This is a genomic window from Phocaeicola dorei, assembly GCF_013009555.1.
Taxonomy (GTDB): Bacteria; Bacteroidota; Bacteroidia; order Bacteroidales; family Bacteroidaceae; genus Phocaeicola; species Phocaeicola dorei.
This window is the reverse complement of record NZ_CP046176.1, coordinates 2,376,122-2,393,578: the sequence shown is the minus strand read 5'-3', so window position 1 is coordinate 2,393,578 and position 17,457 is coordinate 2,376,122. Positions and strand designations below refer to the sequence as shown.

General features: G+C 43.3%; 14 protein-coding genes and 2 pseudogenes. 10 read left to right on the top strand and 6 right to left on the bottom strand.

The features are described 5' to 3' along the window. Positions 1-4: 4 nt before the first annotated feature. From GKD17_RS09880 to GKD17_RS09870, 3 genes are read left to right on the top strand one after another with little or no spacing between them, the layout of a single operon-like run. A complete protein-coding gene (locus GKD17_RS09880; RefSeq protein WP_007838757.1) occupies positions 5-1,594 on the top strand; it encodes a class I SAM-dependent DNA methyltransferase in 1,590 nt (529 codons plus the stop codon). Continuing rightward, positions 1,581-2,627: a PDDEXK nuclease domain-containing protein gene (locus GKD17_RS09875; RefSeq protein WP_008656185.1), complete on the top strand. Its 1,047-nt coding sequence runs from the start codon at positions 1,581-1,583 to the stop codon at positions 2,625-2,627. The genes GKD17_RS09880 and GKD17_RS09875 overlap by 14 nt, the downstream gene beginning before the upstream one ends. Before the next feature lies 1 nt (position 2,628). After that, a complete protein-coding gene (locus GKD17_RS09870; protein WP_032951618.1) occupies positions 2,629-2,937 on the top strand; it encodes a hypothetical protein in 309 nt (102 codons plus the stop codon). Positions 2,938-3,050: 113 nt separating this feature from the next. Here the strand turns inward: GKD17_RS09870 and GKD17_RS23230 are convergent, their stop codons facing one another. Further along, positions 3,051-3,185, bottom strand: coding sequence for a hypothetical protein (locus GKD17_RS23230; RefSeq protein WP_255323901.1), 135 nt, complete (start codon positions 3,183-3,185; stop codon positions 3,051-3,053). Positions 3,186-3,214: 29 nt separating this feature from the next. Between GKD17_RS23230 and GKD17_RS09865 the strand changes: the two genes are divergently transcribed. From GKD17_RS09865 to GKD17_RS23740, 5 genes and pseudogenes are all read left to right on the top strand, one after another. Next, on the top strand, positions 3,215-3,373 hold the full coding sequence (locus GKD17_RS09865) for a hypothetical protein (RefSeq protein WP_008656189.1): 159 nt from the start codon (positions 3,215-3,217) through the stop codon (positions 3,371-3,373). Positions 3,374-3,454: 81 nt separating this feature from the next. Next, positions 3,455-6,565, top strand: coding sequence for a SusC/RagA family TonB-linked outer membrane protein (locus tag GKD17_RS09860; protein ID WP_007838752.1), 3,111 nt, complete (start codon positions 3,455-3,457; stop codon positions 6,563-6,565). 13 nt (positions 6,566-6,578) lie between these two features. Continuing rightward, positions 6,579-7,988 (top strand): RagB/SusD family nutrient uptake outer membrane protein, encoded by a 1,410-nt coding sequence (locus tag GKD17_RS09855; RefSeq protein WP_007838751.1) that lies wholly within the window; start codon positions 6,579-6,581, stop codon positions 7,986-7,988. A 14-nt stretch (positions 7,989-8,002) separates the two neighbouring features. Continuing rightward, a pseudogene (locus GKD17_RS23745) lies at positions 8,003-8,866 on the top strand (glycerophosphodiester phosphodiesterase family protein); the annotation flags it as partial. Positions 8,867-8,908: 42 nt separating this feature from the next. Further along, positions 8,909-9,709 carry a glycerophosphodiester phosphodiesterase family protein gene (locus GKD17_RS23740; RefSeq protein ID WP_370867225.1) on the top strand — a complete coding sequence of 267 codons (801 nt, stop codon included), beginning with the start codon at positions 8,909-8,911 and terminating at the stop codon, positions 9,707-9,709. 297 nt (positions 9,710-10,006) lie between these two features. On the opposite strand, the pseudogene GKD17_RS09845 reads toward GKD17_RS23740, so the two are convergent. From GKD17_RS09845 to GKD17_RS09825, 5 genes and pseudogenes are all read right to left on the bottom strand, one after another. Continuing rightward, positions 10,007-10,225: pseudogene (locus GKD17_RS09845) on the bottom strand (phage integrase SAM-like domain-containing protein); the annotation flags it as partial. 24 nt (positions 10,226-10,249) lie between these two features. After that, positions 10,250-11,878, bottom strand: coding sequence for a type IV secretory system conjugative DNA transfer family protein (locus GKD17_RS09840; protein WP_032941051.1), 1,629 nt, complete (start codon positions 11,876-11,878; stop codon positions 10,250-10,252). Between the two features lie 14 nt (positions 11,879-11,892). Continuing rightward, positions 11,893-12,828 (bottom strand): DUF5712 family protein, encoded by a 936-nt coding sequence (locus GKD17_RS09835; RefSeq protein ID WP_008656193.1) that lies wholly within the window; start codon positions 12,826-12,828, stop codon positions 11,893-11,895. Between the two features lie 63 nt (positions 12,829-12,891). After that, positions 12,892-13,206, bottom strand: coding sequence for a hypothetical protein (locus GKD17_RS23225; RefSeq protein WP_008781655.1), 315 nt, complete (start codon positions 13,204-13,206; stop codon positions 12,892-12,894). Further along, positions 13,197-13,700, bottom strand: coding sequence for a BfmA/BtgA family mobilization protein (locus tag GKD17_RS09825; protein ID WP_007838746.1), 504 nt, complete (start codon positions 13,698-13,700; stop codon positions 13,197-13,199). The genes GKD17_RS23225 and GKD17_RS09825 overlap by 10 nt, the downstream gene beginning before the upstream one ends. A gap of 1,371 nt (positions 13,701-15,071) precedes the next feature. On the opposite strand from GKD17_RS09825, the gene istA reads away from it, so the two are divergent. Together istA and istB are read left to right on the top strand one after the other, a co-directional pair. Further along, entirely contained in the window at positions 15,072-16,646 is a 1,575-nt protein-coding gene (gene istA, locus GKD17_RS09820) for an IS21 family transposase (protein ID WP_008656195.1), read from the top strand. Next, entirely contained in the window at positions 16,643-17,404 is a 762-nt protein-coding gene (gene istB / locus GKD17_RS09815) for an IS21-like element helper ATPase IstB (RefSeq protein WP_008656196.1), read from the top strand. Before istA ends, istB begins: the two co-directional genes overlap by 4 nt. Positions 17,405-17,457: the final 53 nt, after the last annotated feature.

The window sequence follows — 17,457 nt, the reverse complement described above, 5'->3', positions numbered from 1 at the left end:
TACGATGGCCAAGAAACAAACAAAAATAACAAAGGAGGAGACCTTAGAAACCATACTTTTCAACTGCCGCAACAGTTTGAGAGGACGTGCTGCCATGACCGACAAGCGCGATTTATTGCTGACTCTTGTGTTCTTGAAATTCATAGGGGAACGGTTCAAGCAGCAAAAGGATAAAATCAGGCACGAGATTGTGGAGGTTCAAGGCATTCACGACGAGGCTTTTGTTGAAATGCAGCTGTCCCGTCCCAATCAGTATATGCAGGACGGCGTGTTCTTCCTGACAGATGAGACGTTCTGGGACAAGCTTATTCTTACGGCTCCTACCGGTATGGCCATCGCTTTCGATACAGCCATAAAGACGTTGGACGACAATGAGCCTAAACTCAAAAATGCCCTGCCGCAGCAGATTTTCACGAAAACGGCCCTTGAACTGGGGGTTTTGAAAAGCGTGGTGGACGAGATTAACAAGATAGATCCCAAGAAGTTCACTGATCACGATCTTATAGGACGTGTATATGAATATTTCTTGCAGGCTTTCTCGATCAATGCCGACAAGGAGGAAGGTGAGTTCTACACGCCGCATTCTATCGTAGAACTTATCGCCTCACTTATTGAGCCGTTCGACGGTACGGTCTATGACCCTTGCTGTGGGTCAGGCGGTATGTTCGTGCAGGCAACCAAGTTCATTGAAGCACATGGCGGTAACACCAAAGCGGTCAACGTGTATGGGCAGGAATCCGAACCGGCGACCTATCGTCTGGCAAAGATGAATCTGGCTATTCGCGGTATATCCTACCATTTGGGAGACAAAGCGGTATCTACCTTCTCCGACGACCAGCATAAAGACCTCAAATTCGACTACATCATGGCAAATCCGCCATTCAATTTGAAGAAATATGCCGAGTATGGAGAATTTGAGACGGCCCCCCGCTGGAAAGGTTATGGCGTTCCGCCGGCCAGCAATGCCAACTACGCATGGATTCTCCATATCCTGAACAAACTGGATGTCAATCACGGAATTGCAGGATTCCTGCTAGCCAATGGGGCATTGGACGACAGCGACACGCTCGAAATACGTAAACGGTTGATTGAAAACGACAAAATCGAGGCTATCATCGTTCTGCCGCGCAACATGTTCTATTCAACCGATATATCCGTTACGTTATGGATTCTAAACAACAACAAGAAAGGTGGCCCCTGGCATGGCAGACAACTGCGTAACCGAACGGGTGAGATTCTGTTTATTGACCTGCGCACATGGAATAGCAACATATACGAAAAGAAATATGTTCGCCTGACAGAAACAGAAATCAGCCGGGTTTGCCAAATCTATTTCAATTGGCAGACTGAAAATTTCGCCGAGTATGCCGAGCCTGAGTTATACTATGCCGCTCATCGTGACGAAATCCAACAGAAAGGATATTCGCTTGTACCCTCCAGATATATCGAGTTTATCGACCGCGATACGGAAATTGATTATAAATCGGCCCTCACCGAAATGAGCCATAAGTTTGACGAGCTTAAGAAAAGATGGGATGCTAATGAAGCCGAACTCGTGAATGCCTTCAAAATTTTGGGATATGGAAAAGAATAAGCAACAGACTGACATAATAACTGATAATTTCGTTTCCGACATCAGAACCATCATAGAACAAGGACGGAAACAAGCTTATGCCGCAACTGGTCAAATAGCCATTATGACTTATTGGAACATTGGACGGCGTATCGTGGAAGAAGAACAGCAGGGGGCAAGCAGGGCGGCATACGGACAAAAGCTTATTCCGGCTCTTGCTGTCAGACTTGCTGCTGAATACGGAACCGGCTATGGTAAGCGTAACTTGGCATATTACCGAAAGTTCTATTTGGAATTCAAGGATGTAGAAATTTTGCACACGCGTGTGCAAAATCTTACCTGGTCACATGTCCGCAGGCTTCTTTCCGTCAGCAATACGCAAGCAAGGGAATGGTATCTTAAGACAGCGGCTGAAGATATGTGGAGCGTAGATGATCTTGACAGGAATATCTCCACCCAATATTATGAACGACGGCTTGCGGCTCAAAGAGAGAGTTCAACTCTGCCAGTACCTTATGCCGGTCAAACAGATCCGTTGGAATATATAAAGAATCCAATGGTGGCCGAATTTATGGGTTTCCGTCGGGACACCAGCTATTCCGAATCGGAACTGGAACAGGCATTAATCGACAATCTCGAAAAGTTCATTATGGAACTCGGACGTGGATTCGCTTTTGTGGAAAGGCAACAGCATATTGTGACCGATACGGCTGATTTTTACATCGACCTTGTATTTTATAACTACAAGATGAAGCGGTTTGTCATCTTTGAACTAAAAACCCATAAGCTGACTCATCAGGACATCGGACAATTGGATATGTACATCCGTATGTACGATGATTTGGTCAAAGGAGATGATGACAATCCGACCATCGGTGTGTTACTCTGCACGGATACGGACAACACCATAGCAAAATATTCTGTATTGCATGACAGCGATCAGATTTTTGCCGCCAAGTATATGACATACATGCCTACCGAGGAAGAACTGCGCCGGGAGATTGAGCAGCAGAAACGCTTCTTTATGGAACAGCACGAAAAAGAGGAGGAGTGATATGGAAAGTAACTGTGTAAAATGGGTTCGGCTCAGGGATTATATATCTCAAAGGCGAGAAAACAACTCTTCATTAAAATATGGTGTTGATCTTATCGAAGGAGTGAATAGCGATGGTGAATTCCAACCGACAAAGGCGATTACTGACAATATCAATCTAAAGCCATACAAGGTTGTTAGACATGGTGATATTGTTTATAACTGTAGATATGAAATCTTTTTTTCTTTCCTAAAAAGAGAATCTCTCTCTGATTATAGGATAAAACGTATGTTTGCAGAAATAATTTCTGTTATCTGTACCACATTATAATGGTATATAATAAAATGGAGCTATCTACTTTAATCTTGCCAACAGATTTGGCAGAAACCTCCTAAGTTGTTAGACAACCCCTGCCACATTATTGTTCTGTTCAAACGGCAACTCTATACCAAATTATTGACTCTATTATCAAAATTCTCTTTTTCCTTATTCAATTCATTCTGCAAAGGTACAATCGTCTTATTGTAATACTCAACCAATTCATTTTGTTTGTCTATGTGGAAATACTCTACCCTCATTTCCGCAACCTACTGTTAGAATCAAAGGGATGAAAACAAAAGTAACTGAAACGGCAACGCAAGTGAACGGACATGCTCCGGAATATACAATCAGAGAAATAATCTACACCATAAACCTCATTGAAAATCTGAATGGAAAAATCAGAAAGAATACAAACTCTCAATATTTCTCTGTAACCTATTTATAACATCATCTTAACTATTTCGCAATGGCAATTCATGATATTTGCACACGCTTAAGCAAATAAATTAAAATTAAAAAAAACAAAATGAAAAAAATTAGTTTCTTGCTTGTGTACTTACTAACCAGCGTTATTGTATGTGCACAGCATAAGAAAATCAGCGGCACAATTACAGGAACTCAGAATGAGACCATTATTGGTGCTACTGTGTTAGAAAAAGGTACTACAAACGGTGTGGTGACGGACATCGATGGAAAATTCAGTATCCAGTTAACCAATGATAACGCAACGTTGGTAATTAGCTATATCGGCTATAAGACACAAGAAATAAAGCCTCAGGGCAATACGCTTTCTATCCAAATGGACGAAGTTTCTGAACAATTGAATGAGGTTATCGTGATTGGTTATGGTACTACCACAGTGAAGAGCAACACTGGTTCTATCTCTTCTGTAAAAGCAGATGACATTATGAATTACCCTTCTGCTAACTTTGCCAATTCTTTGGCGGGTAAAGCTACTGGTATTCAAGTTATCCAATCATCAGGAACCCCTGGTAGTGCTCCCCAAATCAGAGTGCGGGGTATCGGTACATTGACTGCAGGGAGCAACCCTTTAATTGTTGTTGATGGTTTCCCCTTGTCAGAGGGTTCTACCATTAACAGCATCAATCCCAACTCTATCGAGTCTATAGAAATCCTGAAAGATGCCGCTTCAACCGCCATCTATGGTTCAAGAGGTGCTAACGGTATCATCATGATAACAACAAAATCAGGCAGAAACGGCAAACCGTCAGTAACTGTTTCTGCCAGCTATGGTGTTCAAACTCGCTCAGACAGAGTGAAGTTGGTAGATGCCTACGACTACGCCCAGTTCTTAAAAGAAGCAAGAAATACCGGTTATGTAAACAAGGACCCCCAAAATAGAAGCGAAAGCGATAATAACACTGTTAGAAAGCAAAAGGGTGCCTCCAAGCGTGAGCTGATTCCTGACTATATCGTTCCCTATCTGAATGGTGAGCAAGGCCTTACCAATACTGATTGGTACGATGAGATATTCCGCACAGCCCCGATTCAAGACTATAATATTGCTGTAGCTGGAGGTTCGGAGAAAGCATCATATTCATTCTCTGGTGGCTACCTTAAACAAGAGGGTATTCTTCTTGGTTCGGATATGGACAAATTCTCAGCCAATGTCAATCTGCGCTTCAATCCCTCCAATTATATAACAATGGGCCTGTCAATGTCTCCTTCATACACTCGCACGAATTCATTCAGTTCAAGTGGCACTTGGGGCGGTTCATTGATTGGTTTGGCATCTATCAGCTATCCTTTCTTCTCTCCCTACAATGAAGATGGCAGCTACGCTATTTCAACTCAGATTAACGCCAACAAAGAAGCAGATGGTGCACTCTGCGAAAACCCGCTGGCCTGGGCTACCATGATTACCAATAATCAAAAGCGCGCTCGCCTATTTGGTAACTTCTACACAGAGGTTAAACTGCTGGACCAGTTGAAATATAAAATCAATCTGGGTACCGACTATGAGTCTGCTCATTACAACTACTTTAACCCTTCTTCCATCGGTGCTTATCGCGTACCTGCTCCCAAACCCACTGAAGCATCGAGGAATACTACAGAATCTCTCAACTACATCATCGAGAATACTCTGTCGTACAACCAATCCTTTCTCAACAATGCTCATAACTTTCAGGTACTGTTAGGACAATCTTATCAAAAAGAAGAATATGAAGGTTTGAAAGTAGTGGCTTCAGGCTTTACTGATGACTCTATCGAGAACATTGCCGGTGGTAGCAGTTTTAAAGTGACTCCCTCACAATACAATTGGGCCATGACATCCTACTTTGGGCGTATCAACTACAACTTCCGCAATAAGTATATGTTGAACACCTCTGTTCGATGGGATGGTTCATCACGATTCGGTGCAAACAGCAAATGGGGATTTTTCCCTGCAGTATCTGCAGCATGGCTTATCTCAGGTGAAGACTTTTTGAGCAACAATCAAACAGTGGAATATGCAAAAATGCGTTTGAGCTGGGGTAAATCGGGTAATAACCAAATTCCCAACTACGGTGCCTTGGCTCTAATGGGAAGCGCAGACTATGTAACAGATGGTTCTATCGCATCCGGCTCAATCATTGGTGACTCACCTAATCCGGATCTTTCTTGGGAAATGACTTCCACTTGGAATATTGGTTTCGATGTTACATTGATGAAGTATCTCGACCTGAGTGCTGATTTTTATATTGCCAACACACAAGATCTTCTGCTGAATGTGCCCGTTCCTCAACAGAGTGGTTACACAACATCCTTGCAGAATATTGGTGAAGTACGTAACACAGGATTCGAAGTAAGGCTTGCAACAGCTAAAGATATCCGCCTGGGTGCCGTAGATTGGAACTCAAACCTCAGTTTATCAGTCAACAAAGATAAAGTGCTGGCACTGGCACCTGGACAAACTCAGATCATCTCAGGAAACAATATCACTAAAATCGGTAATTCTATCGGTGAATTGTATGGCTATGAAGTAATCGGTGTCTATAAGTCGGATGCCGATTTCCAAAAATACCCCTATATGGCCGGCACTCAGATCGGAGACTACATCATAGCTGACCTGAACGGTGACAATGAGATTAACGCTGACGATAAGAAGAGTTTTGGATCGCCTGCCGCTAAAGCCGTGATTGGATTCAACAACACTTTTCGCTACAAGGACTTCGAACTCACCTTTGATATTTACAGTGAACTTGGCAAAAAAAAGAACAGCGGAACACTCCAGTCACTTGAATGTGGTGAAGGCTTCATGATGGTAACTCAAGACTACTTTGACAACCGTTATCATCCTGTGAACAATCCAGAGGGTACAATGGCTACTCCCAACATGGGTAACTACTCTAATGCCCGTAAAGCTACTGCTGCTTCAAACATCTATTTCAAGGATGCGTCTTATGCATTGCTTCGAAACTTGAAGTTGGCATATAACCTGCCTTCCGCTCTGCTTGGTAAAGTAGGTATCAATAAGGCTCAAGTATATGTGTTAGGCAATAACTTATTCATGTTGACCGGTTATAAAGGATTCAACATTGATGCTGAAGGTTCCAATATATTGGAACAAGGCAACGAAAAATATGTATATCCTGTTCCTAGAACCATCTCTGTAGGTGTTAATATCAACTTTTAATTCATAGACAACAATGAACTATAAATATATATTTCTCTCAGCTGCCCTTTGCGCACTGACTGCCAGTTGCTCAGAAAGTCTGCTGGATCTGAGCCCTGAAACCAACAATGTACTCAACAATTATTATAAAAACGAAGAGCAAATCAACAAAGGTGTCAATGCAGCCTATGCCTGTCTTCAGTATAGCGGTCAATATGGAATTGCCAACCATGTACTTGGCGAACTTCCCTCAGACAATACTTGGGACGAGGTTCCGGCTAATGATGGAGGTAACTATGGTCAGCTTGATGAATTCAATATGACTTCATCCAACACGATTATCGCTGATTCCTGGAAACATAACTATATAGGCATTCAGCAATGTAATATCATCCTTAACCGAGTGGATGGAGTTGATATGACTGAAAATAACCGAAGTGTAGTTAAAGGAGAGATCAAATTCCTCAGAGCTTTGATGTATTTCAATTTGGTCCGTATCTTTGGCGATGTTCCCTTGGTGACTAAAGAAACGGAAAATGTTAACGACTATTTTGGTCAAGGACGCACAAATAAAAGTGAGGTTTATCAGCAGATTATTTCCGATTTGAAAGAGGCTACAGAGATGCTTCCCCTTACAGCGAGCCTACAAGGCCATGCTACCAAAGGAGCGGCCGAAGGACTTCTTGGTAAAGTCTATCTTACGATGGGAAACTATTCCGAAGCCAAAATAGAGCTTCTCAAAGTGGTGAACAGCGGTCAATACGCACTGTTAGATGATCCTAACGACATCTTCGATACAGAAAATGAAGGTAACCGCGAGATTATCTTTGATGTGCAGTATCAGTCTGGGCTCAATGGAAACTCAGAAGGAAGCAATGCTTTTATGATGTTCAGTCCTTCAGGTTCCGTGAGCGGTGCTAAAGGTCATAACTTGCCCACTCGGGAAGTGTACAATCTGTTTGCAGACAATGATAAGCGAAAAACAGCTTATTTCCGCTTGACCGAAGTACATGTGGCAACTAATAAGTTGAAGCAGACCTCGAATGTAGTAAAAGATAGCGGCAGCAATGTAGTAGTACTGAGATATGCTGATGTTCTGCTGATGCTTGCAGAATGCTATGCACAAACAGGTGATATTGAGGCCGCACTCACCTGCCTGAACGATGTGAAATCTAGAGCTGGCATTGACGAAGTGGAAATCTCAGACAGCAACGCTTTATTAGACGAGATTGCCCTTGAACGTCGTAAAGAGTTAGTATGCGAAGGTCATCGTTGGTTTGACCTGATTCGTACAGGAAAAGCCATCGAAGTGATGAAAGCCCATTTTGCCAACACTACCGGCTATAATGGCGTAAGTTTGAACGAGAATAACCTAGTACAGCCCGTACCTCTGTCACAGATTGATACCGATTCAAGCATCAAGCAGAACAAAGGCTATATTTAATATTACTCATCAGTATGAAGAATTTATGTCTAATTGCATTAACCTTGGGCCTAATGGCCCAAGTATTCCCTTCAAGAGCTCAAGCACTATACGAGGAAGGGAAGGTCAGCGTTATCTCTCATCGTGGAGACTGGCGTAATACACCAGAAAACTCTATTCGAGCCATCCAAAACTGTATTGACCTAGGTGTGAATATGGTGGAAATCGATATCAAAAAAACCAAAGATAACGAGCTGATTCTGCTTCATGATAAAACCCTCGACCGAACCACAACCGGCAAGGGACTCCCCCAAGATTATACTTTGGCTGAAATCAAACAAATGAGGCTCAGGAATGGAGCCGGTGTAGCTACTAGTCATCAGATCCCGACTTTAGAAGAAGCTATGATAGTTGCCAAGGGCAAGATTTGGGTAAACATCGATAAGGGATATGACTATTTCGATTTGGTAGAAAAAGTCCTTGAAAAAACCGGTACTACACAGCAGGTACTCATCAAAGCCGGACTTCCCTATCAGAAGGTGGTGGCTGAGAATAAAGCGGTATTGGATAAGCTATTCTTTATGCCTATCATTGATATGGCCAATCCTGATGCTATGACCATGGTGGAAGAATACATCAAAAACATGCAACCCAAAGCATTTGAAGTGTGTTTTACCCAAATAGACCAAGCACTTCAGAATGTTCTCGACCGCATTCAAAAATCTGGAAGCAAAGTGTGGATCAACACTCTTTGGCCCTCTCTTTGCGCCGGTTTGAATGATGACAGAGCCGTGGAAGAGAACCAACAAGATTCCATTTGGGGAAAGGTTATTGAAATGGGAGCTTCTTTTATCCAAACCGATCGCCCTAAAGAGCTTGTCAATTATCTTCGTAACCAAGGGAAGAGTGTCAACACCGCCGGATATATCCGCAAAAAGCTGATGGATAGAGACCAGCATTATGTACATGTCGTGTCTCACCGTGGAGATTGGAAACAATTCCCTGAGAATTCTTTGGATGCCATCAACAGCATTATTCAAATGGGTGGCGATGTAGTTGAAATCGATGTACAACGCACTAAAGACGGTCAACTCATCCTCATGCATGACGAAAGGCTGGATCGTACCACCAATGGTAAAGGGCTGATAGCAGAGACGACATTCGCTGATATTCAAAAACTCTTTCTGAAAGATCATAATGGCAACGTAACTCAGCATAAGGTGCCAACACTGAAAGAAGTATTGTTGATGTCCAAAGGACGCATCATGCTGAATCTTGATAAGGCGGACAGATTCTTTGAACAAGTAGTGGCTTTGCTGCAAGAAACAGGCACTACAGATATTGCCATCTTGAAAGGATTGCAATCTATCGAGGAAATCAACAATAGACTTGGTGTCCATTTAGATTCAATCATCTTTATGCCAATGGTACGTATGGACAATGATGATGCTGAACAACGCATCACCTCGTTCGTAAATGAAATGGCTCCCGTTGTCTTCGAAGTAGGCTATCAAAAGTCTGACAATCCCTTACCTCTGAAAGCCAAGAAGTTGGTAGCCCGCAAATCTCTCTTATGGTATAACTCCCTGAAAGGACGAAACGGCAACCATGACGATGTTGTTTCAAAGGCAGATCCTGATGCTGGCTATGGCTACCTCATTGACAAATTAGGAGCACGCATGATTCAGACTGATGAACCGGCCAGGCTTATTGAATACTTACGTTCACGCGATCTGCACTAATACAACTAATGCAAATGCACATAGGAGGTGTGTCAAAATGCTGACACATCCTCTTTTTTATGACGATGGCTCTTTTCGGAATAAAGATTGTATCCGCTAATTTTTGCAAATAGATGGTGATTGTAACAGAAAAAGATGTATCCTGTTTAAGAGAGCAAACCGCACCGTCAGTTTTGAAATGTCTGCTAAACAACTCACGAGAATACAGTTCACCTTTAATGGAAACATCTTTGAACGTGCGTAGTTTTCTAATAACGGCATCGCCAAAGTTCAGAGTATCACGCAGGAACTTTATTGTCGCCATTTCTTCTCCGTCCGTAGAAAAGACTCGAAATCGTTGATGAACGTGAGCTGTAACTCTTTCACACACTTGTAGGTGTGTGACAAGAGCTCCCGAATGTGCTTGCAAACGGTTATGTAACGCTGGAACGTACCCTTTGCCCTGTTGTATCCCACTTTCTTGGCGAACTCGGCATTGTGTTGTTCAAAGAGTTTCAACAGTATTTCCTGTTTGACCTTATACTGAAATAAATATCTTTTCTACCTGTCGGCGAACAAAGAATTTACATCCACTTCTGCGTCTTCCATCCCAAGCACCCTCTCGATATCTTTCAGTATTCTGGTATAATTGTCAGATATTTCCTTCTCCGTCCTGAACGCGACTACCGGCAGCGGTTCCTCCTCCAGTTCGAACAACCTGAACTTCTTCCTGAAATGTCCTTTGATATTGGAACGGTTTCCCATTCCGATAAATTCCCCCGGTTCCAATGAAGCGAAGTCCTTCGATTCATATATCTCTTCCTTCTGTGTGCTGATGGTCACGCTGGAATTACGGCCGCCACCGCTGCTGCCGGAACTGGTGGACTTCTTCTCCTTCTCGTATTTCCCGAAAAAGAGAGGGTAATATTTCAATGCCTCCACATCCTGTGTGCGGCCCAGGAAGATATTTCCGAAATTCGCCTCGATGGACGACCTGTCCAGTTTGCTGTACAGTTTCTCCAGCTTGGCTCCGGACTGGGTGAGCAGCAGGAACGCCGCCCCGTACTCGCGCAGGACGGAAGGCAGCTTCTCGAAGTCACGCACCTTGAAGGTGGTCATCTCGTCCAGGATAAATACAAAGGGGACCCTGTTCTCCATGGAGAACGAGCGCGAGGCGATACTCATTACCATGGCGATGACGGGGGATATCACCGACTCCGTTGCATAGTTGTTGCTGATTGCAAAAAGTTTCGGATGTTCAGGATCAATCAGATTGAAGTCGAAGTCATTCCCTGTCAGCACATAGCATATGTTCTCATTGGTGGCCAGCTTCGCCACATAGTTGCTGAGAGTGGACACATAGGAGGCCTGTGTTTTCTCACTGCCTTCCGCCTTGAGGTACGCCCCCGCCATCATGGCGCTGATATCGTTCAGCTTCAGGAATTCCTGAAGCTGTCCCGTATCGGCCTTCATCACGAAGTTGACGATATGCGGCAGCGTGCAGCATTCCGGGAACTCGTCCCAAAGCCTGTACGCCACGCCGTTCAGGATGCCAAGCGCGCCCGTATACCATTCGTCCTGTTTGGATGTGGGCGGCATCAACGCGCCCAGTACGTCCTCCATCAGCTGCATGAGCATCGTCCTGTCCTTTATATTCCTCCTGTCCAGCGGATTGAAGCGGTAAGTCCGGTTCATGTCCATGAAATTTACATAATAGAACTCATGGGGGTATCCGTGTTTCCTGATCAGGTTGTATGCAGTCCGGGTATAGTCAAAATCCTTGAAGTCATAGATGAAACCGGCGAATCCGGACCTGATGTACTGCTCCATCAGCGGTTTGCCTATGGATTTGGTCTTGCCGGAACCGGCTCCTCCATAGACAAGGAAATTGGAGAACCAGTAATAATATCTGATAATTGTCCCGTCCGTGGCGTGAAGGGAGAGCAGGGCTTTTCCGCCCTTTCCGCTTTCTGTCCCTCCTTTGAAAGAAAGACGAAGAAGTACGGAAACGACACCCGTAAGCAGGAACCACCACCCGTCCGGGATGGTGGCATGTGCGACAGCTGTTTCTGCAAGTATCAACAGCAGGAACAGGACATGTGACATCCGGGATTTTCCCGGAAACAGACAGCTGGCAATGCCGCCGCCAAAAAGCAGGGCTGCCAGTTTCATAATAAACATATGATCCATATTCATAAATTGATTTAGATTTTTCCAGTAAACGCATCCTTTACCAGTCTTTTAGCTTCCGCTATGAGAGCCTGTTTCGGATTCACCATGAAACGGAACATCCGGTAAGACACATCCAGCATCTTCCTCTCGTTTCTGAATTCTTTCTGCAGGATGGCGGATTTGGCCATGCTCATCGCCTCGTTCTTTCCCGGAACATAATGGTAGGTGTGTTCCCTGCCGTCCTCGTAATACTTGTGTGTGGCCTTGTAACCATACATACTGATGAACCGGTCCGCACACCGGGATTTCCACTCCATGTGTTCGAAGCCCACCATGACTTTCTTACCGTTTAGTTCATTAAATGAACCTTTGCTTCTTGCTAATGGTGAAAGTCTTACTGTTTGTGTCACATCGTTCCGTGACACGATGATATGTACATGAAGCTGTAGCCCGGGTTTCCTGTCCCCTGACTTTGCCTGTCCCTCCTTCACTTCCTCATCACTGTTCCTGTAGTGGCGTTCCGTTTCCACCCTCCCAAAATAAACAAGATCCTTTCCTGATTTTATCTTCTCTCTGCGAAAATTCTCCGCATACAGGTCCATACAGTTCCGGGAGTAATTCTTCAACTCATGAATGACTTTTTCCTGTTCCTCCACGGTGAGCTGTTCAAATTCCGTCACCTGCTTTCCTGTAACCTTCCGGATCAGATGAGCCGCTTCATCCTGTGAGGGATTGATGGACAGCATATAGAATTTATCATCTCCTTTCATCAGCTTCTTATGGTTGCTGTCAATCTTTTGCATGACCGTCACCGGTGGTACATAATCCTCCTCATGGGAGAAGAAAGTGTCATAATAAGGTTTGTCTTCAAGACTTTCCTTCAACAGATATTCCACCAGTGCCCGGCACCTATCCTTGTTGTCGCATACACAGGGTGTGTTGACCGGTTTATGTACCTTTACAAACATTCCACCTGGATTTAGTTCTGATAATAATCATAAGGTTCCTATTGAAATTTCTTGAATACAGATTCATGTATGATACTGCATTTTTTTCAACTCACCGCCTGTCGTCCTCTGTTCCTTCATGGTGACAGCCCGAACTTCATAATCCCCTTTCAGATAATTCGCCGGACTATATGGACACTTCATTCTGTAAAGGATTGCTGGAAATATGGTAGAATATGCCATTCTTTTTTTTGATTGTTGCCAGCCTTCCGCATAAACCACATTGGCGCCATATAATATTTTCTTGTGAAAAAAAAATATCATACTTTCTCTGTTCAAACTGTATTTCCACTTCGGATGAGCCGGTACAGGACGGGCCATTACCTGTTTTATGAGCATATTTCCTTTACTTTATATAACAACATTTCCAGATAAACCGGTGCGACAAAATAATCTGTTCCTTTTTCCGCCTTCTTGAAGTTCTTCTGGTCGAAAGCGTTTTCCAGCAGCCTGACAACCTGTCCCAATTTGTTTCTACCTACCACGTCAGGAGCACTTGCTTTTTTCAAGCGTTCCACTTCCGCTTTCAGTTGGGTGACCTGTTTGTCTGCCTGTTTCAGCAGATCATCACTGTGCGCTTCCGATGCAGGAAGCAGCTTGTCAATCTTATCTTTTTCTATGGCACGGATGATTTTGATGATCCGTTCGATTCCCTGAAGTTCCAGTGTCTTGAACTTCCCGTTGATTGATGTTCGGGGATCCACCCCATTCCGCTCAAAGTAGGACAGCATTGTCTCAATGAATTCACTGGCCGACACGCTTCCTTTCATTTCGTCCAGATGCTGTTTCACATCTATGGATACACGAATGGTTTTTGTAATTTTTGTTTGCATAATCTTGAATCTTTCTGCAAATGTAAGGGCGGACCAGCACAACCTTTTTGTACTGCCTCCATATTATTTTCTGTAGATTTTTCGCCTACACTGTAAAGAACTGACAATCAGTTATATATAAAAATATGTAGATTTTATATAGACAATACAATTACTTGATTATCAACATAAAAAAGCTAAAATCTACAGAAAAAGTAGACTATTTGTCTACAAAAAAATCATAATCAATTGACAATCACGGCTCTGCGTGATTTGGTTCATGGCTTTGCCTGAACCCTGCTTGCTCTTCCTTATTATTTTTTCGATGAAAAAATGGAATTTCTCGGGCAGGGCCCTTTCCAAAGAAAAGAGAAAAGACCATGCGGAATGAAATGAATATAAAAAATATGTGACAGAAAAACGGATATATATTATGTCCATACAGGAACAAACTGCAAGGTCATATGGCAGATACGGATGTGCGCCGGATTTCAGGTCTTGAAAGACACGGAGAAATCCGGAAAGGCACTGGCATTGCCATTTTGTAAGAGGTTCCTTCGGAAGCTATCGGCAAGTGGCCGGTGGACAAACCGGAAGACAATACGGCAGACTTTATTAAACCGATTCTGAAAATCAAGAAAAGTACAATATCTGTGCATAATCTTCCCGAAAAAAAGAAAATGAACAATACCTGACAGTCAATACTTATGGGTTGCCGATAGAAATGCGCATGAACATTCCTGTCCATGAACGAATAAAAATATAGGTAATCTGAAAATGATGGCGGAGAACCGGACATGCCTGGTAGCGTCAAGAAGGAACAAAAAGAAGCGGCAGGATTATTTTGAATCGTCCTCTTTTTCCACGAATCCGATAGGTATACATTCTAAATTGCCGTGTCACTTTTTTTTAATATCCATTCAATATATATATCCATCCAATACTTAATGTCAATACATTAAAGTGTTTTAATATTAAAACATTAAAATATCAAAATGTTGAAATATTAAAACTTTAGTCATAAATACCTGTACATGAAGTCATGCAGGTGTTGTTTTATGATATTTATTTACCCATACATGTTATATTATCATCAAAAATATCAGACACCTAATTCTGTAACCCACACTTGATCTTATGTGGAAAATCAATGGATATTCTTTTTTTCAAAGGAATGCTGACGGTTCAATTTAAAAACATTTTAATATCAGAATATTTTAATTTTTAAATTGTTTGATATTTTAAAATTAAAATATTACAACATTAAAATATTAATACGGACAGGTATGGAGTTGTAATCCGTATCTTTGCCCCATGTCCTTTTAGAAAAAGGAAATATGCCATCATGCCTCCTAAAAATGTCTATATTTGCGTTTCAATAATATAAATGATATGGACAGAACTAAGGACGCATGCAGATACCAATCAAACAACAGAGTCATCATGTGGTACAAAATAAGAGAATTATATTCAAAAGGATTTAACAAAAGTCAGATTGCGTTCCAGCTTGGTCTGCATAGAAGTACGGTGCGCCGGTACTTGAAAATGGATGAGGACACATTGACTGCAAAATTGCAGCATCGCAGGCGATATCCCCGCATACTTGACAAATACGAAAGTTATGTCTGTGACGTTCTTTCCCAGTACAGGTTCCTGTCCGCCTCCCAGATTCATGACTGGATGAAGGAACAGTATCCTGATCTTCCTGTTGTCTGCGGGAAAACCGTATACAATTTTGTGGAAACTGTACGTCGTAAGTATAATCTGGACAAGGAGGGGCTTTCCAAACGTGTTTATGAGAAAATGCCGGATACCCCTTACGGGGAATATGCCCAGATGGATTTCGGAGAAAGCCGTATGCCCACATACAGGAACGACTTTGTCAAAGTTTATTTTTTTGTCATGGTGATGAGCCGTTCCAGGCAGAAGTTCGTGTATTTTTCCTGTACGCCTTTCACATCAGCCCTGGCCGTATATGCCCATGAACTGGCTTTCGCATATTTCGGAGGGAAGCCAAGAAGGATAATCTATGACCAGGACAAAGTCCTGCTGGTCAGAGAAAACCTGGGTGACCTCATATTGACAAGAACATTCCGTGCCTTTGTCAACGAGCAGCATTTCCAGCCCGTGTTCTGCCGTCCTGCTGATCCGGAAAGCAAGGGAAAAGTGGAAAATGTGGTCAAATATGTCAAGCGTAACTTTCTTGCCGGACGGACATTTAACAGCCTGGAAGTCCTTAACACCGAGGTCCTGCAATGGCTGGAAAAAACAGGAAACGGCAAGATACATGGAACCACACGCCTGGTTCCGGCTGAGGAATTTGAGATTGAACGGAAATATCTGTTGCCATACTATGGAGAACCGGTGCCCCCCAAAGACGAGCCGAAAGAGTATCATGTCCGCAAGGACAATACGGTACGGTACCGGACCAACTACTACAGCGTGCCCTCCGGCACCTATAAAAATCGGAACACCGTTGTATGGCTACTTGAGAATAACGGACATATCGAGCTGTACGACAAAGAGAGCGGTAAACTCATATGCAGGCATGAGTTGTGTCCCGGAAAAGGGAAAAATGTATGTGACAAAAGACATCATAAGGACAAGACACGGAGTGTGAATGACTTGCAGGTCCGGATCCGAAAGCGGACGGAAGATGACCCCACCGTTATTCTGTGGCTCCGGAATCTGGAAAGGGAAAAGCCGCGTTATTACAGAGACAATATGAAACTGCTGCTTCATGTTATATCCGAATACGGCAAAGAAACAGTGATCGCAGCCCTGCGGACCTGTCTGGAAAAAAACATATACAACAGCCTTTCCGTGCAGGAAATATCCGGCTCAATTCACAGGAGTAAGGACAATATGAACGGGATGACTTTCCAAGCTCCGACATCCATTCCGGAAACAGCGGACTGTCATCCTGAAAAAACAGATATAAACCAATATAACAAGTTTTTTGAATGATACAAAGTGAAAAATTGAAAGCACACGCCAAACGTCTGCGGCTTTACAACATTGCAAACCGCATGGACAGCATTCTGCATCATGCACAGGAAGAAAAACCGACCTACCCGGAATTCCTGTCCCTGGTATTAGGCACCGAAGTTGAGATGAAAGAGAGGAAAGACTACGAGAGACGCCTTGTTGCGGCACGTCTGCCCCGAAAACATGATCTTGACGAATACGACTACAATTTTTATGAGGGCATAGACCGCCGGCAGATGAAGGAGCTTCGTGAACTGGTATGGCTCCGTGAAGCTTATAACCTGATCCTGATGGGACCATCAGGGACTGGAAAAACATTTCTGGCAGCCGGTCTTGTCTTTGATGCGGTCAAGGCCGGTTACAAGGCATACCTGATGACAATGGAGGATATCGTAAATTGTCTCAGACTTAAAGACATCTCAACTCCGGCCATGATGACTTATAACAAGATTCTGCGCGCACAGCTGCTGGCAATAGATGATATCATGCTGTTTCCTGTGAAAAGAGAGGAAGCAACTGCCTTCTTCAACCTGATAAACACCCTACATGAGAAGACATCCATCATCATTACAACCAACAAGGCACCTACAGAATGGGTAGAAACATTGAATGATGAAATCCTTGCCAGCGCTCTGCTTGACAGGCTGCTTTATCGATGTGAAGTCATCAAGTTCACCGGTAGTAGCTACCGGTTAGAAAACAGGCAGACGATTTTCAAACGAGAAACGAACTTATGAAACCTTAGTTACTGGTGTATTCTGTGGCATATTTAACTTTTCTAAAAAAAGGC